16 protein-coding genes are annotated in these 19,985 nt (G+C 69.5%); 6 read left to right on the plus strand and 10 right to left on the minus strand.

Annotated elements, in window-relative coordinates; translation table 11 throughout:
* Positions 1–159: 159 nt before the first annotated feature.
* Positions 160–3,192: a family 16 glycoside hydrolase gene (locus tag OG698_RS02355; protein WP_406101103.1), complete on the plus strand. Its 3,033-nt coding sequence runs from the start codon at positions 160–162 to the stop codon at positions 3,190–3,192.
* A gap of 102 nt (positions 3,193–3,294) precedes the next feature.
* Here the strand turns inward: OG698_RS02355 and OG698_RS02360 are convergent, their stop codons facing one another.
* From OG698_RS02360 to OG698_RS02385, 6 genes are read right to left on the minus strand one after another with little or no spacing between them, the layout of a single operon-like run.
* Complete coding sequence (locus OG698_RS02360; RefSeq protein ID WP_406101105.1) at positions 3,295–4,122, minus strand: ABC transporter ATP-binding protein; 828 nt, start codon at positions 4,120–4,122, stop codon at positions 3,295–3,297.
* Positions 4,119–5,108 carry an ABC transporter ATP-binding protein gene (locus tag OG698_RS02365; RefSeq protein ID WP_406101106.1) on the minus strand — a complete coding sequence of 330 codons (990 nt, stop codon included), beginning with the start codon at positions 5,106–5,108 and terminating at the stop codon, positions 4,119–4,121. The genes OG698_RS02360 and OG698_RS02365 overlap by 4 nt, the downstream gene beginning before the upstream one ends.
* Positions 5,109–5,110: 2 nt before the next feature.
* Complete coding sequence (locus tag OG698_RS02370) at positions 5,111–5,962, minus strand: ABC transporter permease (RefSeq protein ID WP_406101108.1); 852 nt, start codon at positions 5,960–5,962, stop codon at positions 5,111–5,113.
* A complete protein-coding gene (locus OG698_RS02375; protein ID WP_406101109.1) occupies positions 5,959–6,906 on the minus strand; it encodes an ABC transporter permease in 948 nt (315 codons plus the stop codon). Before OG698_RS02375 ends, OG698_RS02370 begins: the two co-directional genes overlap by 4 nt.
* A gap of 6 nt (positions 6,907–6,912) precedes the next feature.
* Positions 6,913–8,571 (minus strand): ABC transporter substrate-binding protein, encoded by a 1,659-nt coding sequence (locus OG698_RS02380; RefSeq protein WP_406101111.1) that lies wholly within the window; start codon positions 8,569–8,571, stop codon positions 6,913–6,915.
* Positions 8,572–8,584: 13 nt separating this feature from the next.
* The gene (locus OG698_RS02385) at positions 8,585–9,769 is read right to left on the minus strand and encodes a C45 family autoproteolytic acyltransferase/hydolase (RefSeq protein WP_406101113.1); all 1,185 of its coding nucleotides are present in this window, start codon (positions 9,767–9,769) and stop codon (positions 8,585–8,587) included.
* 136 nt (positions 9,770–9,905) lie between these two features.
* Here OG698_RS02385 and OG698_RS02390 point away from each other — a divergent pair, with 136 nt between their 5' ends.
* The gene (locus tag OG698_RS02390; RefSeq protein ID WP_406101114.1) at positions 9,906–10,796 is read left to right on the plus strand and encodes a MurR/RpiR family transcriptional regulator; all 891 of its coding nucleotides are present in this window, start codon (positions 9,906–9,908) and stop codon (positions 10,794–10,796) included.
* A 210-nt stretch (positions 10,797–11,006) separates the two neighbouring features.
* On the opposite strand, the gene OG698_RS02395 is transcribed toward OG698_RS02390, so the two are convergent.
* Positions 11,007–11,345: a cupin domain-containing protein gene (locus OG698_RS02395; RefSeq protein WP_406101115.1), complete on the minus strand. Its 339-nt coding sequence runs from the start codon at positions 11,343–11,345 to the stop codon at positions 11,007–11,009.
* 455 nt (positions 11,346–11,800) lie between these two features.
* On the opposite strand from OG698_RS02395, the gene OG698_RS02400 reads away from it, so the two are divergent.
* The 3 genes from OG698_RS02400 to OG698_RS02410 all read left to right on the plus strand — a co-directional run bounded on the left by OG698_RS02400 (position 11,801) and on the right by OG698_RS02410 (position 12,751).
* Positions 11,801–12,121, plus strand: a complete 321-nt coding sequence (locus OG698_RS02400) for a hypothetical protein (RefSeq protein ID WP_406101116.1) — start codon at positions 11,801–11,803, stop codon at positions 12,119–12,121.
* A gap of 55 nt (positions 12,122–12,176) precedes the next feature.
* Positions 12,177–12,554: a nuclear transport factor 2 family protein gene (locus OG698_RS02405; RefSeq protein ID WP_406101117.1), complete on the plus strand. Its 378-nt coding sequence runs from the start codon at positions 12,177–12,179 to the stop codon at positions 12,552–12,554.
* 74 nt (positions 12,555–12,628) lie between these two features.
* Entirely contained in the window at positions 12,629–12,751 is a 123-nt protein-coding gene (locus OG698_RS02410) for a hypothetical protein (protein ID WP_406101118.1), read from the plus strand.
* A 512-nt stretch (positions 12,752–13,263) separates the two neighbouring features.
* Here OG698_RS02410 and OG698_RS02415 read toward each other — a convergent pair.
* Positions 13,264–13,677, minus strand: coding sequence for a hypothetical protein (locus OG698_RS02415; RefSeq protein ID WP_406101119.1), 414 nt, complete (start codon positions 13,675–13,677; stop codon positions 13,264–13,266).
* Positions 13,678–13,778: 101 nt separating this feature from the next.
* Here OG698_RS02415 and sigJ point away from each other — a divergent pair, with 101 nt between their 5' ends.
* Positions 13,779–14,696 (plus strand): RNA polymerase sigma factor SigJ, encoded by a 918-nt coding sequence (sigJ, locus tag OG698_RS02420; RefSeq protein ID WP_406101120.1) that lies wholly within the window; start codon positions 13,779–13,781, stop codon positions 14,694–14,696.
* A gap of 296 nt (positions 14,697–14,992) precedes the next feature.
* Here sigJ and OG698_RS02425 read toward each other — a convergent pair whose 3' ends face one another.
* The gene (locus tag OG698_RS02425) at positions 14,993–16,285 is read right to left on the minus strand and encodes a hypothetical protein (protein ID WP_406101121.1); all 1,293 of its coding nucleotides are present in this window, start codon (positions 16,283–16,285) and stop codon (positions 14,993–14,995) included.
* 14 nt (positions 16,286–16,299) lie between these two features.
* Positions 16,300–19,662: a PQQ-binding-like beta-propeller repeat protein gene (locus OG698_RS02430; protein ID WP_406101122.1), complete on the minus strand. Its 3,363-nt coding sequence runs from the start codon at positions 19,660–19,662 to the stop codon at positions 16,300–16,302.
* Positions 19,663–19,985 lie beyond the last annotated feature (323 nt).

Consider the following 19,985-nt stretch of genomic DNA (forward strand, 5'->3'; position numbering starts at 1 on the left):
ACGAGATGGTTCATGCCAGGGCAGTGTCTCGGCCAACTCTCTTTGAGTTCTTCTTTTCTGTGGACAAAGTGTGGACGCTCCGCGACCCCATCCCTACGCTGAGCGTCGCTCGGCCACAGAAGTCTGCGTTACCCACAGCGGAACCACGCAGGAGGAAGAGTGACGCCACGCCCCGTGCACATATCCCGCTCCAGACGTCGCGGCGCCCGAAGAGCCACCGGGCTGCTGCTCACCGCTCTCCTCGGTGCCGGCCTGGTCGCCCCGACGCCGGGCGCGGCCGATGGCGGTCCGCGGCCGTTCGCGGATCTGCCCCCGCAGGAACCGGGGGTGACCCTGCGCGTCTTCGACGTCCAGTCACCGCTGAGCAAACTCTGCGACCTCAAGCCCGCGCAGACCCCGAACGTCGACAAGCTGATCCCCACCGCCGACTGGACCTCCACCGACGGGTTCGGGTTCGAGAACAACTTCGTGTCGCAGATCATCGGCAATCTGAATGTGCCGGAGGCCGGCTCGTACGGCTTCCGGCTGATCAGCGACGACGGTTCGCGGCTCTTCCTCGGCGGGCAGCAGGTCATCGATCACGACGGGCTGCACGGAGCCGAGCCCAAGGACGGCGAGATCACGCTGAACGCCGGTTACCGGTCGCTGCGCATCGACCACTTCGACGCGGGTGGCGGCCAGCAGGTCACTCTGCAGTGGAAGCCGCCGGGAGCAGACGAGTTCACCACGGTGCCGAACTCCGTGCTGAGCACGGACGCCGATGTCGTACGAGTGACGGCGCCCGGTCGCAAGGAGTGCGAGGGGACGTACGACACCCCCGGAGACGGGCTGCCGCTGACCGAGGTCAACCCGGGGTACAAGCTGACCGATCTGCGGCCCAAGGGCTTCGAGCCGCAGGTCTCCGCGATGGACTGGCTGCCCGACGACCGCCTTGCGATCACCACCTGGGGCGGCAGCACCGAGACGAAGGGCGAGGTGTACCTCCTCGACCATGTCACCGGGGACACCGGGCCCGACAAGGTCACGTACAAGAAGATCGCCGACGGGCTCAAGGAGCCGATGGGGATCAAGTACGTGGACGGGAAACTGTATGTCTCCGAGAAGCATCAGCTGACCGAGCTGAACGACACCGACGGCGACGACACAGTCGACGAGAAACGGAAGATCGCCGAGTGGCCGTACGGCGGAAACTTCCATGAGTTCGCCTTCGGGCTGCTCTACGACAAGGGCGACTTCTATCTGAATCTTTCGGTCGCGATCAACTACGGCGGAGCGAGTACCGATCCGCAGCCCGCGCCGAACCGCGGTACGACCGTCAAGGTCAACAAGGCGACGGGCAAGGTCAGTTACCTCGCCGGTGGTCTGCGTACCCCGAACGGGATCGGGCGCGGCCCGGGCAACGATCTGTTCGTTGCTGACAACCAGGGCGGCTGGCTGCCCGCGTCCAAGTTGGTGCACATCAAGCAGGACCGGTTCTTCAACCACTACATGAACCCGGACGGTCCCTTCGACGACCAGCCCGTCACCAAGCCGGCGCTCTGGCTGCCGCAGAACGAGATCGCCAACTCGCCCAGTACACCGATGCAGTTGAAGAAGGGGCCGTTCGCCGGGCAGATGGTCTTCGGTGACGTCACCTACGGAGGACTCCAGCGGGCCGACCTGGAGAAGGTCGCCGGCGAGTACCAAGGTGCGGTGTTCCGGCACACTCAGGGCCTGGAGTCCGGCATCACGCGGATCAGCACAGGGCCCGACGGCGCGATCTACACCGGTGGGCTCGGCGCCGACGGCAATTGGGGCCAGGAGGGCAAGCTCCGCTTCGGGCTGCAGAAGCTGACGCCGACCGGGAAGACCGCCTTCGACATCAAGACGATGCGCGCCACCCACGACGGCTTCGAACTCACCTACACCAAGCCCCTGTCCGAGGAGACGGCGGCAAAGCTCACCAAGGGCGCGTACTCCGTCGAACAGTGGCGGTATGTGCCGACACCCGCGTACGGCGGCCCGAAGGTCGACGAGGAGTCGCTGCCGGTCGCGTCGGCAAAGCTCTCCGACGACCACCGCAAGGTCCGGCTCACCATCCCGGGCCTGAAGCCGGACCGCGTGGTGCACGTGCGCTCGCCCCGCCCGTTCTCGTCGTCCGAGGGCGAGCAGCTGTGGTCGACCGAGGCTTGGTACACGCTCAACACCAAGCCAGGTCCCGAGGAGCCGGTCACCACCTATGACGCCGAGTCCGCGAAGCTCTCCGGCACTGCCGACATCGACACCGAGCACGCAGGCTATACCGGCGGGGGCTTCGTCGACGGCTTCGGCGAGCAGGGGGCGAAGGCGAGCTTCGACGTCGTGGTCGACAAGAAGGGCACGTACGACGTGGGCCTGCGGTACGCGAACGGCCCGCACCCCGCACCGGGCACCAAGACGATCAGCGTCACTGTCAACGGCGGCGAACCGAAGCAGACGAGCCTGCCGTCCACGGGCGAGTGGAACCGCTGGTCCACCAAGACCGAGCGGCTCGAACTGCGCAAGGGCCGCAACACGATCACGTACGCCGTCGGGGCCGGTGACACCGGTCATGTGAATCTCGACGCGCTCGACGTGCGCAGGCCCGGCGCCCGGATCGACCTGTTCTCCGGCGGGAGCGTCTCCACCGCCTGGCAGCACTCCGACGGCCGCAGCGCCGAATGGCCGCACACCCCCGAGAAGTCCATGGAGGTCTGCTGCGGCGACCTGCGCACGAAGCAGCACTTCCAGGACTTCAAACTGCATGTCGAATTCCGGGTGCCCAAGCTGCCGGACGACGTGACCGGACAGAACCGGGGCAACAGCGGGGTCTATCTCCAGGAGCGTTACGAGGTACAGATCCTCGATTCGTTCGGCGTGGAGAAGCTCGCGGACAACGAGGCGGGGGCGATCTACCAGAAGAAGGCCGCCGACCTCAACGCGTCCACCGCACCGGAGACTTGGCAGACGTACGACATCACGTTCCGCTCGGCCCGCTTCGACGCGGACGGCAAGAAGACGTCCGACGCCAGGATCACGGTGGTGTGGAACGGTAAGAAGGTCCATGACAACGTGGCGGTCGACGGACCGACGGGCGCGGGCGACCCGGAGTCCGCGGCGGCCGGCGCGATCCGGCTCCAGGACCACGGGAACAAGGTGCGATTCCGGGACGTGTGGGTGGAGCCACTGTCCTGACACGGCTGTTTCCGCAGGGCACCCTGGCGACGGTTCGCTCACCGGGCCGTCGGCAGGGTGCCGCTCACCGGCGCAAGGGCCGGGCTCAGCCGATCAGAACGTTCACACCGTGGCCGCTCGCGCCCTGACCGCGTCCGCCGGGTCCCAGCCCGCGCGTGGCACCGAGGCGAGCAACAGCCGCGTGTATGGGTCCTGCGGGCCGGCCAGGACATCGGCCGTCGGGCCCTGTTCGACCACGGTGCCCCTCCGCATGACCACGACCTCGTCCGTGATGTGCTGGACGACCGCCAGGTCGTGGCTGACGAAGACGAGAGCGACCGCGGTGTCGCGGCGGATCTCTTCGAGCAGGTGCAGGATCTGCGCCTGGATCGACACGTCGAGCGCGGCCACCGCCTCGTCGAGTACCAGCACCTTGGGGTCGACCGCCAGCGCCCGCGCGATGGCGAGCCGCTGGCGCTGGCCGCCGGACAGGCCGTGCGGCCGGGCCCCCGACTCACGTGCGCCGAGGCCTACTTGTTCCAGGAGTCCGTCGGCGAGGGACTCCTCCCGGCCGTGCAGGCGCAGGGCCGTGGTGAGGCACTGGCGGGACGTGAGCCGGGGGTCCAGGGACACGTACGGGTCCTGGAAGACCATCTGGATCTCGCGGGCCCGCGCGAGTCGTGCCCGGGTGCCGCGTGGGGTGCGTGGTGTGCGGGTCCGGCCGGCGACGGAGACGGTGCCGGCGTCCGGCCGGACGAGGCCGACGAGCATGCGCGCGACGGTCGTCTTGCCGGATCCGGACTCGCCGACGATGCCGAGCGAGCCGCCCGCCGGGACGGTGAAGGTGACGCTGTCGGCCGCGGTGACGCGCCCTCCGCCGGGCAGGCTGTACGTCTTGTGCAGTCCTTCCACCGCCAACAGCGGTGCGTCCTGGGGCACTTCGGCGGTCATCGGACGCTCCTCTTCAGCGGGGCCGGGCCCGGGCCGGTGGGTTCGGGCAGTCGGCGGCAGGTCGCGCTGTCCCCGCCGGACAGGGGCGACGGCTCGGGCGTCCAGGTCGAGCACGCCGGTTCCGCGTCGGCACAACGGTCCGCGAACTCGCAGCCGCCGAACGTGTCCGCGAGGGACGGCGGGCGCCCGGGGATCGGGCGCAGCTCGCGCCGCCCCTCCCCCAGCGTCGGCGAGCAGGCGAGCAGTCCCTTCGTGTAGGGGTGCTGTGGCCGGTCGAAGAGCTGGGTGGCGGGCTGTTGCTCGACAACGCGGCCCGCGTACATGACGTACACGCGGTCGCAGTACGCGGCGGCCAGGTGGAGGTCGTGCGTGATGAACAGGAGGCCCAGGCTCCGGTCTGCGCGCAGGGTGCGCAGGAGCGAGAGGATCTCCGCCTGGGTGGTGACGTCCAGGGCGCTGGTCGCCTCGTCGGCGAGCAGCAGCCGGGGTTCGGCGGCGAGGGCGCCGGCGATGACGACGCGCTGGAGCATGCCTCCGGACAGTTCGTGCGGGCGCTGGCGGGCCCGGCGTTCGGGGTCGGAGAGGCCGACGGTGTCGAGGAGTTCGACGGCGCGGGTGCGGGCCGTCTTCTTGTCGAGGCCGGTTCCCGTGAGCCGTTCGACGAGGAAGTCGCCGACGCGGCGGACCGGGTTGAGGGCGGAGCGCGGGTCCTGGTGGACCATGGCGACCGTACGGGACCGGTGACGGCGCAGGTCGTCGCCGGTCAGGGCGAGGACGTCCGTACCGTCGACGCGCACGGATCCGGATATGGCTGTTCCGTCGGGAAGTGTGCGCAGGGCCGCCTTGGCGGTGGTCGACTTGCCCGAGCCGGACTCGCCCACCAGGCCGACCACTTCGCCGCTCGCCACCTGGAGGGAGACGCCGCTGAGGACGGGCCGGGCGGTGCCGGGCAGGTGGAGGGTGAGGTTGTCGATGTCTAGGAGCATGGCTACTTCCTGCTGCCGAGTCGGTCGGCGGCCCAGACCCCGACGACGTTGAAGGACACCACGACGAGGGCGATGGCGAAGCCCGGGACGAGCGCGGGCAGGAGCGCGCCCTGGACGACGGCGGCCTGCCCTTCCTGGACCATCAGTCCCCAGTCGGAGCTGGGCGGCTGGGCGCCGAAGCCCAGGTAGGAGAGCGTGGCCAGGGACATCAGGGCCTCACCGAAGAGGACCACGAGATAGCCGACGACGGAGCGGCCGAGGTTGGGGACGAGGAAGCGGGCGCAGATCCGTGCGCCGCCCATGCCCAGGACCCGGTAGGCGTCGATGTACGGCTTGCGGCGTTCGGCGAGCGCCACTGAGCGGGTGTACTTGGCGACGGTCGGGGTGTACGCGAGGCCGAGCGCCAGCACGGACGTCGTCATGCCGGAGCCGAAGACAGCGATGATCAGGACGGTGAACAGGAGCCCGGGGAACGCGTACATGACGTCGGTGAGGCGGGAGACGAGGGTGTCCACCCAGCCGCCGCGCCAGGCGGCGAGTGTGCCGAGGGTGACGCCGAGGAGGGCCGCGATGGCCAGCAGCAGGATCGGGGCGATGAGGCTGGTGCGGGCTCCGTACAGCACTCGGGAGAGCAGGTCCTGCCCGGAGGAGTCGGTGCCGAGAAGGTGGTCGCCACTCGTGCCGACGAGGGACGCCGAGAGGTCGATGGCGTCGGGTGCATACGGGGCGAGCAGGGGTGCGAGGACTGCGGCGAGTACGACGAGGGTCATCACGCCGCCCGCTACGACGACGCCGAAGGGGCGCCGGTTCTTCGTGAGGTGCAGGCCGCCCGGTGCGAGGGTCTGGGTGCTCATGCGGCGGCCTCCTTCACCCGCGGGTCGAGGAGCGGGTGGACCAGGTCGACGAGGGTGGTGACCACGATGTAGCCGGTGACCATGAGGAGGAGTACGGCCTGTGCGACCGGGAAGTCGTGGGTGTTGATCGCGCCGACGAGCAGTGATCCGACGCCGCTGATCCCGAACGCCGTCTCGACGACGACGGTGCCGGCGAGCATGCCCGCCATGACGAGGCCGCACATGGTGACGATCGGGCCGAGTGCGTTGCGCAGGATGTGCCGGCGCACGATCTCGCTCTCTGGGATGCCGGAGGCACGGGCGGCCTCCACATGGTCGGCGGTGCCCGCGTCGACCATGGACTGCCGGGTCACGCGGCTGATCAGGGCGAGCGCGCCCAGCGCGAGCGAGAGGGCGGGCAGGGTCAGATGGTGCAGGCCGCCGGCGAAGCCCTCGCCGCTGCCGGTCACCGGGAACCAGCCCAGTTGGACGCCGAACAGGGCAACCAGGGCGATGGCCGAGACGAACGAGGGCACCGACGCGGCGAGTGTCGTGCCACCGACGACCGCCGAGTCGATCCAGGTGCCGCGGCGCACGGCGGCGAGGATTCCCGCGCCGACGCCGAAGACGACGAAGAGCACGGTCGCGTAGGCGACGAGGGCGAGTGTCGTCGGGAAGCGGGCGGCGACCAGGTCGGCGACCTGGTCGCCGTACTTGAAGGAGCGGCCGAGGTCGAAGTGGAGACAGTCGCCGAGCCAGCGCCCGTACTGCACGACGAGCGGCTCGTCGAGGTGGTACTGCGCGCGCACCAGGTCGAGCTTTTCGGGGGTGAGTTTGTCGCGGCCGCCGGCCAGGAAGACGGCGGGGTCGCCGGGTGCCGCGTACACGGCGGCGAAGATCACGAAGGAGGCGGCGACGAGGGTGGCGAGCAGTCCGGCGAGGCGCCGGGAGATCCGGGCAAGCATCGGTGGTCAGCCCTTCTTCGCGCCGAGTTCGGCGGCCCACGGGTAGTAGAGGTACGCCATGGAGGCGGGCGGTCCGGTGAGCTTGGTGTTGAGGACGAGGACGGAGGGGACCTGGGCGACGGAGATCCACACGGCGGAGTCGGTGAACTTCTTCTGGACGTCGACCGCGAGCTTTGCCCGCTCGGCGTCGTCGAGGGTGGCGAGTGCCTTCTTCACCTCGGTGTCGTACGCCGCGTCCTTGAAGCCGACCCAGTTGTTCGAGGAGTCCGACAGGGCGTTGTCGTAGAAGCCCATCGGGTCGGCCTTGGAGATGTACCAGTCGCCGACCAGGACGTCGATGTCGGCGCGGGCCCGCGGGTCGCTGTAGAACTGCTCGAACTGCGAGGTCGCGACCGTCTTGATCTGCCCCTTGAGGCCGATCCGCTGGAGGGCCGCGCGCACTGCGTTGGCGATGACGGTGCGGCCCTGGCTGGCGTCCGTACCGATCACGATCGGGGTGGCGGCATCGGTCCCGGACTCCTTCACCAGCTGCTTGGCAGTGGCGAGATCGTCGGCCGAGGGGCTGGCGGGGGCGTAGTCGACGGCCTTCTGGGCGGCTTCGAACACGGGCTTCTCGTAGCCCCAGGCGCCGGAGCCGACCGGGGTGCCCCAGGGCTGGACCATGCCGCCGTAGCCGGACGCGGCGATGCCCTTGCGGTCGAGTGCGAGGGACAGCGCCCGGCGGACCTTGGAGTCCTTCAGTCCGCCGCGCTCGGTGGGGATGAGGACGAGCGACGCGGTGGAGGGGCCGTAGTGCTGCTCGATGCCCTTCTTGCCCTGGAGGGCAGCGGCGGTGTTGGGCGATTCGGCGTACGCGCCGTCGGCCGCGCCGGTCGTCAGTGCGTTGACGAGGGCGCTGTCGGCGGCCCAGCGGAAGGTGACCTGCTTCGTCAGCGGCTTCTTGCCCCAGTAGGAGTCGTAACGGCGGATGGTGATGGAGTCGCCGGACTTCCAACTGCTCAGCTCGTACGGCCCGGTGCAGGCGTCGGGCTGTCCGGGTGTGCCGAAGTCCTTGCCGGCCTTCTCGACCTGCTCCTTGTTCCACACGATGCCCGCGTCACCCGCGAGCGCCTTGAAGAACATGGCGTCCGGTGCCTTGAAGGTGATCGTGACCTGGCGGGCGCCGGTCTTCTTCATCGCGGCGATGTTGCCGAACTCGTCGCCCTGTTCCATGTCGGGGTCGGCGTGCCGCTTCAGACTCCACAGCACGTCGTCGGCGGTCATCGGGGTGCCGTCGTGGAAGGTGACGCCGGAGCGCAGAGTGAGGACGAGGGTCTTGTCGTCCGGCGTCTCGGCCTTCTCGGCGAGGAGGGGCTTCGTCGACATGTCCGGCTGCAGTTGGTAGAGGCGTTCGCAGACGTTGGTGAGGACGACGCGGCCCGCACTGGTGCCCTGGGTGTCCAGGTCGAGCGAGTCCGGCTCGTCCTCCAGGAGCCAGTCTGCGTTGGCCAGTTCACCCTTGGCGGCGGTGGTCGTGGGGGTGAGGGTGAGCTTGGCGGCGTCGGCGGTCGCGGAGCCCCCCGCGGTGTTCCGGGTGGCTCCGCTACAGCCCGCGGCCGCGGCGATCGTCGCGACGACGAGGCCTGCGGCCACGGCCGCCCTTCTTCTGGAACTGGTGTGGGTCATCGCTGATTTCCTGTCAGTTCTGGCCGTACGGGCCGTCGTAGAGGTTCCAGGGGAGGTGCTGGTACTCGCGGTCGCAGGGCGTTCCGGCGGTCACGTGGTAGTCGCCGGTGGTCAGGTCGGCCAGGGAGGAGACGAGCGTCGTCCAGTGCTTGACGGCCGGCTGCCGGGGGTCCGGGTGGGTGCACAGGGACTCGGGGAGACCGAGGTGATCCGACATGGCGTGGCGGATGATCTTGCGGGATTCGTCGGGCCCCGCGGAGCCGCGCAACGCCCTGAGCCCCTGCTCGGCGCGCGGCACGCGGACGAGGGAGTCGGACGACATGGGCCGGTAGCCGGCGGCGGCCAACTGGGCGGGGACGCCTGCCTGGTAGTGGTTGCCGTGCACCAGCAGGCCGTCGGTCGGATACATCCAGCCGTGTCCCGCGGGTGTGGTCTCCAGGTCGATGGCGAAGCCCTCGCGGCAGGTCAGCAGGGCGTTGCTGGCGATGTGGGCGCGGGTGCGGCAGAGCACGTCGAGGGCGTCGGTGATGTTGCTCTGGTCCAGGACGCTGCGGCGCACGACGGTCTGGGGCAGGCCGATCGCGTCGTCGAAGCGGCCGCCGAGCCCGTTGGCATTGAAGGCGATCCCGGCGGAGTTGGCGCCCTGGCGGCCGATCTGACCGGCCTCGACCTGCATGATCAGGGTCGGCTTGGGGGGCTGGACGATCCGGATCATGACGACGGTGTCCGCGACCCCGGCGCGCCAGTCCCAGTTCTGCCCGGCGTAGACGTGCCCGTCGCCGCTGGCCTCTCCGTAGGCGGCGAAGGAGGTGCAGCCCTCGGCGGGCTCTTCCTCGGGTGTCCTGCCGTCGGCCTCCATCTGCGCGAAGGACTTGTCGTAGATGACCTCGCCCCGCGCGTTCAGAGCGAGGACGTCGAGCAGGTCGACTCCCGCGCCGTCCGCGATCCCCCGCATCTCGTCGACGAGGTGGGGTGCGTAGTCGCGTACGGGTTCCAGCCAGCGGGCGGCGCGGGCGGTGACGCGGTCCCAGGTCAGTCCGGCGGACTGGCCGAAGGCCTCCTCGTAGTAACCGAGGGCGGCGTGCAGTTGGGGCCGCACGGCCTCGCCGTACTGCCGGCCCCGGTCGAGCGGGCTGCCGGAGATCTCGATGACCGGAAGGACCCGGGTGGAGGCGGTTTCCGTGGGACGGGGTGTCATTGTTCTCCTCGCGACGGAGCGCTCCCGAACGACGCGGAGGACCGAAGGATCCTGTAACGTCGATTTCAGAGAGAGCTCCACTTGGAACGTTCTGCCCAGGACAGTAACGTCGACCACACGGAAGTCAATGGTTGTAATGGAAATTTCAGAGGACGGAACCGGTGCGACGCGGCTCCGGGCAGCGATTCGCGACCAATGGGACGAACTCTCCACATCCGAGCGGGCCGTGGCCCAGCACCTCGCCAGCGCGCCCGTCGAGCAGCTGCTCTTCGCCAGCGCGCAGGAGCTGGGCACGGCGAGCTCCACCAGTAACGCCACCGTCGTCCGGGCACTCCAGCGCCTCGGCTACGCGGGCCTGCCCGCCCTCAAGCGCGAACTGGCCAGCGACTTCACCTCTGCCGTCGCCCCCGAGGTCCGCCTCAAGCAGCGCATCGCGCACGTGGGCCGGGACCTCGCGTCCATCTGGACCGATGTCTTCGACGAGGCCCGCGAGCGCATCGACCACACCCAGCGCCTCACCGAATCGGACGCCCTCAAGCGCGCCGTGACCGCACTCGCCGAAGCGCACGAAGTGTTCTGCTACGGAATCGCCGCCTCGGAACCGGGCGCCCGCCACCTGGCCCTCGCACTCGGCCGCATCGGCCGCCGGGCCCGATTCGTCTCCGAGACCGGCTTCGCCCTTGCCGACCAGCTCCTCGCCCTCGGGCAGGGCGACGCGGTGGTCATCTTCCAGCCCGGCCGCCAACTCGTCGAACTCACCGTGATGATGGAGCGGGCCCGCGCGGTCGGCGCCAAGGTCGTCCTGGTGACGGACGAACTGGGCGAAGCCTACGAAGACCTCGTCGAGGCGGTCCTGACCGCGCCGCACACCCCGACCGGCATCACGGCGGAGTCACTGACCGGCCTCCTCGTCGCCGACGCACTCCTGCTCGCACTCGCCACGCTCGACGAGTCCCGCGCGGTGGACTCCTCCCACCAGCTCACGGCACTACGGGAACAACTGCTGCGACCGAAACGGCGGGGCTGACCGACGGGGAACCGCCCGGGACCTCCCGGTCATTCGAGGCCTGCGTTGGTTCGGGCACCGACCAGCAGGTCGGACGCGGCGCTCCCCCGCCGCCTCTGTCTCGCTGACGAATGTGGTCCTTCCGATCTGGCGGCCGTCATTGCCCCCCGTCGCGTACGCCGCAACGCAGGGCGGGCCGTTCGACCACAGCGCCCTCATCCCGGTCGCAGATCAGGCGCGGTAACGGATTTCGAGCATGATGCAGCCGGCCGGAGTGCGGTAGGGACCGTGGCGCATGCCGGGCCGGCGACTCGCGTAGTGACCTGGCCCGAACGTCTGCCCGAGTGTGAGGTCGACCAGGTCGCCTTCCAGCAGGTACACCTCCTCGACATAGTCGTGGGTGATCACTCCGGCGGCACTGGTGTCCAGACCAGGCAGCCAGCGCACGAGCCGGGTCAGCACAGCAGGGTCATCCGGATCCCGCGACAGCACCTTCTCCTCAGTGCCCGGCTGCGCGGCTTCCCGCCACGGCGCAGCGTCTCCCGCAAAGAACTCGAGTTCCTGTTTCATGACACCTCTCCCTGATCCCTGACGGCCGCCCGCCGCGGGGATGCGGTCGTTCCGGTTGTTCCGGTTGTTCCGGTTGTTCCGGTTGTTCCGGTTGAAGTTTCGATGGCGTTTGTGGCACCGGGACGATTCAGTCGGTTCCGCCAGCCCGGTCTCGACGGCCATGTCGGCGCCGACAGAGCGCGAGAAGGTCCGGCAGGCCGCACAGCACGTGGGGGTGCAGGGGAACCACGTTTCTCTCTGCGTGTGCGGATGGACAAGGACACTATTCATGATCATCGGCAGGATTGGGAACAGCCTCTATCGGATCACTTCATACCCGGGGCGATATGGGATGAGCGTGTGCGTGGTGCCGGGGTGGCGGGGCCGTGACCTTCAGAGCAGGCTTGGATAAGGACGCCCGCGTGGGCCACTTCGTCCGGCGCGGCGGGTCTCTGAACCAGCCGGGCAGGAGAGCCATGGACACGGCCGCCTTCGAAGATGCCAGCCGGACGCTGCTCAATGAGCATCCCGGTGACGAACGGGGCCGCATGCTGCAGTCGCGCGGCCTGAAGACCTCAGGCGCGTTCCATGCCTTCGCCACCAGCAGCGACCTTGTGGTCAAGCTGCCCGCCGCGCGGGTCGCCGAGCTGATCGAGACCGGCACCGGTCGGCCGTGCGAGCCCCACCCGGGACGGCCGATGCGGGAGCGGGTTCGCCTCACCCCGTCCGATGCCGAGCTGTGCCTGGCCTGCCTGGCGGAAGCACGGGAGTTCGTGACCGGCCTCGCCACCCGGTGACCAGCGCCGGACGACCCGGTGACCACCGCCGGACGACATGGAAGGAATTCCGACGATGCCCCAGATGCCCAGCCCGGCCCTTCAGACCGCGCTCGCCTATCACCGGGCCTGGACCGGAGGCGACTTCGAGCAGGCCATGACTTACATCGCCGAGGACATCGTCTGCCAGGCACCGGCCGGGCGCTTGGAAGGCGCGGAAGCCTTCCGGGGCTTTATGGGCCCCTTCGTTCAGATCCTCACCGGCTCGGATCTGATCGCCTCCTTCGGTGATGAGACGACCGCGCTGCTGATGTACGACACCAGCACCAAGCCGGTCTCCAGCGCACCGGCCGCGGAGTGCCTGACGGTCCGGGACGGGACGATCACCCACCTGCGGATCATCTTCGACCGGACGCCGTTCGACGCCGCGAGGAAGGCTTCAACGGCACCCTGACCGCGACCGGGGAGACGCAACGGCCACCGACGAATGATTGATCAGCTGATCGTGTCCGCAGCACGAGCGATGCGGTGTCGGGCCGTTGGGCGAGGTCGCCGGCGGCACACACCCGTACCGAACTCGGCTGGACGCCCGCCCGGACCGACATGCTCAGCGAGATCGGCGAAGCCCGCCTGCGCGAGTTCGCCAACTGATCCGGAACGAACAACAGCAGGCTGAACAGACCGAAGCGGTGTGTGGTGCGGGCCCAGCGCGCCAGGCGCGCCCCGGAGTTGGGGATGGCATTGCTGGTGGGAGTAGGTGCGTGGTTCCGCGACCGGGCCCGGGCACGATCGGCCCCCGCCGGCTGCACGGTTTCGTTCGGATCTTGACTTGGGCACAGGAGGGGTGACCTGAGTGATGCGAAATGGGAGCGGCTACGGGGCTCCTCGCAGTGAGCAACGGACGTTGCGGCCGGTGGCGGGAGCGGCCTGTGCGCTCGACCGGATCCTCGCCGCCAACCTTCGGCACCATTACCCCTCCGCGAGCAAGTCCTTACCGCGGGGCGATGAAGTCTTTCCTGCTGGTCGACATCGGCCTGTGCCGCGCGGGCGGCGGTGATCCAGAGGTGTCGACCACGGGGTGAAGCAATGGCTCGATCCGTGCCCACTGGGCATCAGCCAACAACTCACCCAGGCCAACGATCGGGTGATGCGCAAGAAGACGCCTAGTTGATCCGGGCGGGCCCCGTATCGGACCTCAGCGCCCGGGCCAGCGCCAGCACACTCAGACCGAACATCAAGACGCCCAGGGGGAGATGGACCGACGGGACGTGTGCGATGCCGAGCACGACCTGGACCGAGGCGAGTACGAGGAAACCTGACGCATGCCAGACAGGCCGGAGCGAGCCGCCGCCCCGCTTCCACGCCAGCACCGCCGCGAGCACGTACAGCATCGACGCCCCGTACATCACACGGGCCCCGATGCTGTGCAGCGTCTCCCCGTAGGACGAGGTCAGCAGCAGGCCGGCGGAGACCGCCTGAAGGAAGATGGTCAGGGTCTGCAGGGCGATCGCGATCTGCAGGAACGAGGAGCTGCGCTGTGCTTTCGTGGTCGCTGTCGCCGTCACCTGAGTGGCCATGTCACAGTCCCCTTGTCCGCCCGTGGGCAGTAGATCGATAAGGTCTCACCAGCCCGACGACGCGGGGCTGCGAAAGGTAAGGCGAGGGGGCGGCCGAAAACATGGGGACTGTCGGCACCAGCACCGATGAGGTAGTCGGCGAGCGACGCCAACTGATCAATGTCGCTTACCGGTTGCTCGGTTCGGTGACCGAGGCCGAGGACGCCGTACAGGATGCCTACGCACGCTGGTACGGGCTGACACGAAGCCGGCAGGAGGAGATCCTGTCCCCCGGCGCCTGGCTCACGACGGTGACCGGCCGCATCTGCCTGGACCTGCTCGGCTCGGCGCGGGCCCGCCGTGAACGCTATGTCGGCGCGTGGCTGCCCGAGCCGCTGCCCGACCGCACCGAGTGGGACCGCGCGGGTGGCGCCGACCCCACCGGCCCTGCTGACCCCGCCGACCAGATCGTCCTGGACGAGTCGGTGGCCATGGCCTTCCTCGTCGTCCTGGAGTCGATGACGCCCGCGGAGCGGGTGGCGTTCGTCCTGCACGACGTCTTCCGGTACCCGTTCGCCGAGATCGCCGACGTTCTCGGCCGCACCCCTGCGGCCTGCAAGCAGCTGGCGGCCTCCGCCCGGCGTCGGGTGAGCGTCGCGCGCGCTCCAGTGACGGCGACCAGCCAGGCCGACGTGGTGAGGCACGTCAAAGAGGCATGGGAGACCAAGGACATCGCAGCCCTCGTCGGCCTCCTCAACCCGGCCGCCGTGATGACCGCCGACGGCGGCGGCATGGTCGGCACCGTCCTGCGCCCGGTCGAGGGCGGCGCGCGCATCGCCCAGTACATGGTCGCCATTGCCGACAAGGCTCCAGGTCTTGAACTCCTGGAGCGGTCGGTCAACGGTGTGCCGGGCCTGGTGGCCCAGCGTGCCGGCGTCGTCATGACCGTAGCCTCGTTCGACGTCTCCGACGGGCGCGTCACCCGGATCTGGGTGGTCCGCAACCCGGAGAAGCTGCGGCCGTGGGCGCGGGAGGACTAGGGTCTTTCGCTTGGATCAGGCCGGATCAGGGAGCGGGGTCATGGTGTCCCCCTGCTCGAGCGAAGCCAGGGCCGGCGCGGCGAACGGTGGTCCCGACGTCGGTGGTCCGCTACGGCGCCTGAATCCAGCACGACGTGCCTGCGTAATGGAATGACGGGTTCCCGAGGGCACGCCCTCGCATGCGAAGCCGCTGGGTCCAACTCTGCAAGCGGGCTCACAGAGTTGGCCGAGGGCAGAACCGCCGTGTGACAGGTGCCCCGTCCGGCTGCGAGCCGGACGGGGCACCTGAACGGGACCTAGAGTGCCAGGAGTTGGCCCGCGGCCAGTGCCGACGCCACCGTGCCGCCGACCACCACTGCCGAGGCCGCGAACACCGGAACTCTCAGGGTCCAGGCGCGCAGGGCCCGTGAGCGCGAGAGCCGGTCGAGCAGGGCGTCACGACTGCGCAGCACAAGCACTCCGACGCCGGTGAGCGTCACGGCCATACCGACGCCGAACGCGGCCACCAATGCCAGGGCAACGGCCACCTTGCCGGTGAGAAGTCCGGCCAGCAGGACGAGGAACGCGGAGGGCGAGGGCAGGAGACCGCCGGCCGCGCCGAGCAGGACGAGCCCCCGCCAGGTGAGCAGGGACGGTGCGTCGGGGATGTGGTGACGGTGCCCGTGATCATGGCCACCGCCGTGCCCGTGCCCGTGATCATGACCACCGCCGTGCCCGTGCCCGTGATGCGTCTGTGTACGCACGTCGACCTGCTTGCGGCGGCGTAGATGCGTGTGCAGCAGGCGCACGCCCACCCCCACCACCACCAGCGCCGCGATCAGTTGCAGCCATCCTGTGAGCGCCGCCATGTCCGGCGCGCTCTCGGCCAGCAGCCACCAGCCGACCGCCAGGACCCCGACCGAGAACGTATGCATCATGGCGACGACACCGCCGAGCCACACCGCGTCGCGGGGCCGGCCCCGGCCGCCCACGAGATAGCCGGCGGCCAGCGACTTGCCGTGCCCTGGCGCACAGGCATGGAGCGCGCCCACGGCCGCAGCCACCAGCAGGGCCGTCGGAAGCGCCGCGCCATGGTCCAGCAGGGACGCCAGATTGGTGGTCCACATCCCGCCCGCAGCCGACGAGCCGGTGCCTGCACCGGATTCGCCCGATACGAGGGAGAGCTCCCGCGTGGGCTCCTTCGCCGTGTGCAGTCCGCCGCCACCCTGGTCTGTCACGGAAAGTGTGCGGTAGGCGGGGTTGATGTCTGTCAGCGCGGTGACCGTCAGGCTGATGCGGTCCACAGGATGAGGGCAGACGAAGCGGAGCTTCATGCCGTCCGCCTTCGCGACGCGGCACGGGGCTCCGTCCTGACGTACGACGATGTGCGAGCGCAGATACCGAGCCACATCGCCACCGGAATGCTTCTTCACGACGGCGATGTCGTCCTTCTGCGCGGACCAGGCCGTGTCCACGACGGGGCCGTTCGCCTCGATCCTGACGACGGGCGGGGTGCCGAAGGGGTGCGCCTGCGCCGTCCCCGCGCTGCCGAAGAGCAGCACGGGGACGGCGGCCAGCAGGAGCAGCACCCCGGTGCGGAGTGATTGCACGCTGATGCTTCCTCTCAGTCCCGGCGCGCGGCCAGCGCGTGGACCGTACCGTCGTCGGTGAGGGCGAAGACCCAGTCACCGCTGACGGAGAGCGCCGAAGCCACTCCCCCGCCGAGGTGGTACGCGGCCTGCTGCCTGCCGGTGGCGCGGTCGAGCACCAGCAGACGGCCGTCCCATGTCCCCACGTACACCGAGGACTTCGTCACCAAGGGGTGCATCGTGGGCGACCCTGCGCCGGCCTCGCAGCCCATGGCGACCCGCCAGGGGTCGTCAAGGGGGCTCTTGCCCGGCAGATATCCTGCCTTGGTCTCCCACACGGGCTTCGACGGATCGGACGCACTCGTGTCGTAGGCGCGGACCACACCGTCGCGGCCCGCGACATAGGCGATGTCGCCCCACACGGCGGGGCTGGTGAGTGGAGCCCGGCCCGGCTCGCAGACACTGCCGCCACCGAGCTTGGACTCCCAGGCCACCGCGCCCGTCTCCGGGTCGTGCCCGCGAACGCCGTACGCCGTGAACGTCACCAGCTTCGCCGGGCCCGACGCGGGCTGCGTCAGCACCGGCGAGGAGTGGCTGTCGATGTCGCCCGCGGTGTCCTTCGCCCACAGCTGGGTGCACTTCGCGAGGTCCATCGCGATGACGGTGTTGCTCGACATGGAGTGCAGATAGGCAGTGTTGGAGCCGGGCTCGCGGATGGCGGTGCTGTGCGCCTGGCCCCAGGAGAACGCGGCCCCGAAGCCGCCAGGCAACAGCACGCCGGTCTTGGCGTCCCGGCAGCGGACCATGCTCGCGTCCTGGTAGACGGCGACCGTACGGTCCTGGCCGGTGAGCGCGAAGACGCTCACGGGTCCGCCCGCGCGTCCGTAGCGGCGCACGGTGTCGCCGTGGGTCTCCTCACGGTCGATCGACTCCCAGGCGACATGCCCGTCCTTGGCGTCCAGGGCATAGACCCGTCCGACGCCGGTCGTCAGATAGACCTGTCCGCCGTGCAGGGTCGGCGCCGATTCGGCGTCGCCGTCCAGGTAGGTACGCCAGAGTTCCCGGCCGGATGCGATGTCGTACGCGAGCATCATGCTGTACGGCGAGTCGAAGGCGCGGGAGGAGACGATCAGTCTGCCGTCCGCGATCACCGAGCCGTTCAGGTTGAACTGCTCGCCGGTGTGCCGGGTCCACTTGAGGTCGAGCCGGTCGCCAGGGTTGTCGCCGCTCGCGGAACGTCCTGCCTCGTCGCCGCCCTGCCGCAGCCAGTCCTGCCCGGTCTTCGGCTTGGTCAGCCTGGAGTCCGGTACGACGTCGAAGGTGCTCTTCTGCACCGGGAACGCCTTGCCCTTGGTGTCGTACGCCGTTGCCTCGGCGGTGTAGCCACCGGGCCGCAGGCCGCGCAGCGGCGTGCCGCTCGCACGGGTCCATGCCCCGCGTGCGTCGGGACAGGGCTCGGCCTTGCCGCCGGGCGGGGTGTAGCAGTTCTGGATGCCAGGCTTGGCGGCTCCCGTGCCGAACCGCGCGTTCGTCCGCTTCACGACATGGCCTCGGCTGTCCCGCACGGTCAGTGTGGCCTTCGCGGGAGTACGGCCGTCGTCCTCCGCGTACACCTCGACGGGCACCCCGGCCCTCGTGCCGTGGACGCTGCCCTGCCCTGGGCTGACCAGGGCGGAGTCGTCATCGATGTCGAACTGCCGGTGGACGCCGGTCACATGACCGGTGTCCTCGTTGCGGCTCGTACGCGGATCGTCGGTGATCCCGCTGAAGTCGAGCACCTTGTAATCGGGGTGGGCTCCGTCGATGCCGTACGTGCCCTGATTGTTGATCTCGACCGACCGTTTGAAGGCGCCGCGCCGGAACTCCGCCTGCTGGTTGTGCCCGGCCGCGACCATCCGTACGTCGTACTTGGCCAGTTCGTCGATGGTCGGCTGCATGCCCGCGCCGGGGCCCCACTGGGTGAACAGCGAGCGGTGCGCGAAGACCAGCACCTGCTTGCCGACCGCGTGCTGGGCCAGGTCCCTGCGCAGCCACTCCAACTGCGGTCCGAGCCCGCTGGCGTCGTAGTTGTCCTCCAGCACCACGATGTGCCGGCCGTTGCGGTCGAGGCTGTACCACTCGGGGGCGAGATTGCGGCGGTAGTACTCCAGGCTGCCCGCATAGCCCTTGGAGGTGGCCGTGCCGCCGAAGTCGTGGTTGCCCATCACGGGGTAGAAGGGGTGGCCGAGCCGCCCCGTCTCGAGCCCCTTGCTGAACAGGTCGTACGCGCCCTGACGGCGCGGCTCTTCCGCGTAGTCCGTGACGGTCAGGTCCCCGGTCGCGATCTGCATCGTCGCGCCGTCGACCTCCGACATCGCCCGTACCTGGCCGGTCCACTGGGGCAGTGCCGTGCGGGCCTCGGCGTCGGTACGGTTGCCGACCTCGGGGTCGGAGTTCATCACCCACTTCTCGGTGGGCCGAGCGGCGTTGCGGTCCGGAACGAGCGCGAAGTCGACACCACTGCCACCGGTCTCGGGGACCTTGTGGAAGAACTGCGGGATGTAGTCCTTGCGCAGGGCCGGGGTGTATCCGTCGGGCGAGACGATGCTGACGAGATCCGTCTCGCGGCGCGTCGGGTCGATCTCCAGGGTGTACGAGCCGTCGGCGCGCGTGGTCGTCCATGCGGCTCCGTCGGTGACATCGACGCCGGGCATGGCCCGCTCACCCTTGTCCCGCCTGCCGTTGGCGTTGCCGTCCCTGAAAGCGGTGCCCTTGACGGTGACGGTGACGGTGGCCGGCGCCGTGTCGTCGGCGAACGCCGCCTGGGGCACGAAGCAGGACAGGACGACGACTCCGGCGGTCGCGACGCGGAGCCGGCGGCCTGTGCGCGAGCCACGGAGCAGGGACGGCAATGCTCTGGCGGCGAGTACGAGCACGACACCGCCAGCCACCACCAGTGAAACGGTGAGCCAGGGGAACTCCGGTGGCGCGTGTGCGCCCTTGGCGTCCACGAGGGGCGTGGCGGCGGAGGCGTCGACCGCGGTGCCGTCGAACTCGACGACGATCTGGCTCAGTCCGCCCTTCTTCAGCAGCGTGCTCAGGTCGAGCGCGTCGAGGTGGCAACTCCACGCAAGTTCGATCACGACGCCGCCGGGAACCCCGCCGTCGTCACCGGGCACACCCGAGCCGGTGGTCGGGCAGCCGGCCGGCAGCACCCTGGATGCCCAGGCACCGGCGTCGGCGGCGGACACCACGTCGCGGTGCACGATGAGACGGCCACTGGTCACGTCAACACCGGTGGAAACGACGAGCTCGGCATGCTCGCGCGAGACATGCGCCATGGCGGGCTGGGCGCCGGCGCCCAGCGCGAGGAACAGCAGTACGAGACAGAGCCCGCCTGCTGCGCGTATATGTTTCATAGCAGCGGAGACTAGTCATCATTCGTCAGTTCAGAACCAAAATCGATCACGTTTAACCGGGCCGTCCGCAAGAGTTCAGCCACGAAAAGAAGCGCTGCCGCGACCTGCCGCCCGGCCTTGCGACCCGGGGTTCGTACCGACCGGTAGGTAACGTTGACGTCCTGCCCCGGCTCCTACGCCCCCGGCGGGCACCACGGCGTGCGCAATCCTGGAGGTGGGCTGGAGCGCTGACCGAGGGCTTGCGCGACGCTCGACCCGGCCAACCATGCAGCTCAAGGCCCAACCAGAGTCCTCAGCCACCAAGCTGAAGGCACCCGGCGCGA

It is taken from the genome of Streptomyces sp. NBC_01003, assembly GCF_045162695.1.
Lineage (GTDB): Bacteria > Actinomycetota > Actinomycetes > Streptomycetales > Streptomycetaceae > Streptomyces.

Coding starts and splice junctions, on each gene's coding strand:
- OG698_RS02360 (WP_406101105.1), bottom strand. CDS start 4,122: ATGACCGCCGAAGTGCCCCAGGACGCACCGCTGTTGGCGGTGGAAGGA.
- OG698_RS02365 (WP_406101106.1), bottom strand. CDS start 5,108: ATGCTCCTAGACATCGACAACCTCACCCTCCACCTGCCCGGCACCGCC.
- OG698_RS02370 (WP_406101108.1), bottom strand. CDS start 5,962: ATGAGCACCCAGACCCTCGCACCGGGCGGCCTGCACCTCACGAAGAAC.
- OG698_RS02375 (WP_406101109.1), bottom strand. CDS start 6,906: ATGCTTGCCCGGATCTCCCGGCGCCTCGCCGGACTGCTCGCCACCCTC.
- OG698_RS02380 (WP_406101111.1), bottom strand. CDS start 8,571: ATGACCCACACCAGTTCCAGAAGAAGGGCGGCCGTGGCCGCAGGCCTC.
- OG698_RS02385 (WP_406101113.1), bottom strand. CDS start 9,769: ATGACACCCCGTCCCACGGAAACCGCCTCCACCCGGGTCCTTCCGGTC.
- OG698_RS02390 (WP_406101114.1), top strand. CDS start 9,906: ATGGAAATTTCAGAGGACGGAACCGGTGCGACGCGGCTCCGGGCAGCG.
- OG698_RS02395 (WP_406101115.1), bottom strand. CDS start 11,345: ATGAAACAGGAACTCGAGTTCTTTGCGGGAGACGCTGCGCCGTGGCGG.
- OG698_RS02400 (WP_406101116.1), top strand. CDS start 11,801: ATGGACACGGCCGCCTTCGAAGATGCCAGCCGGACGCTGCTCAATGAG.
- OG698_RS02405 (WP_406101117.1), top strand. CDS start 12,177: ATGCCCCAGATGCCCAGCCCGGCCCTTCAGACCGCGCTCGCCTATCAC.
- OG698_RS02415 (WP_406101119.1), bottom strand. CDS start 13,677: ATGGCCACTCAGGTGACGGCGACAGCGACCACGAAAGCACAGCGCAGC.
- sigJ (WP_406101120.1), top strand. CDS start 13,779: ATGGGGACTGTCGGCACCAGCACCGATGAGGTAGTCGGCGAGCGACGC.
- OG698_RS02430 (WP_406101122.1), bottom strand. CDS start 19,662: ATGAAACATATACGCGCAGCAGGCGGGCTCTGTCTCGTACTGCTGTTC.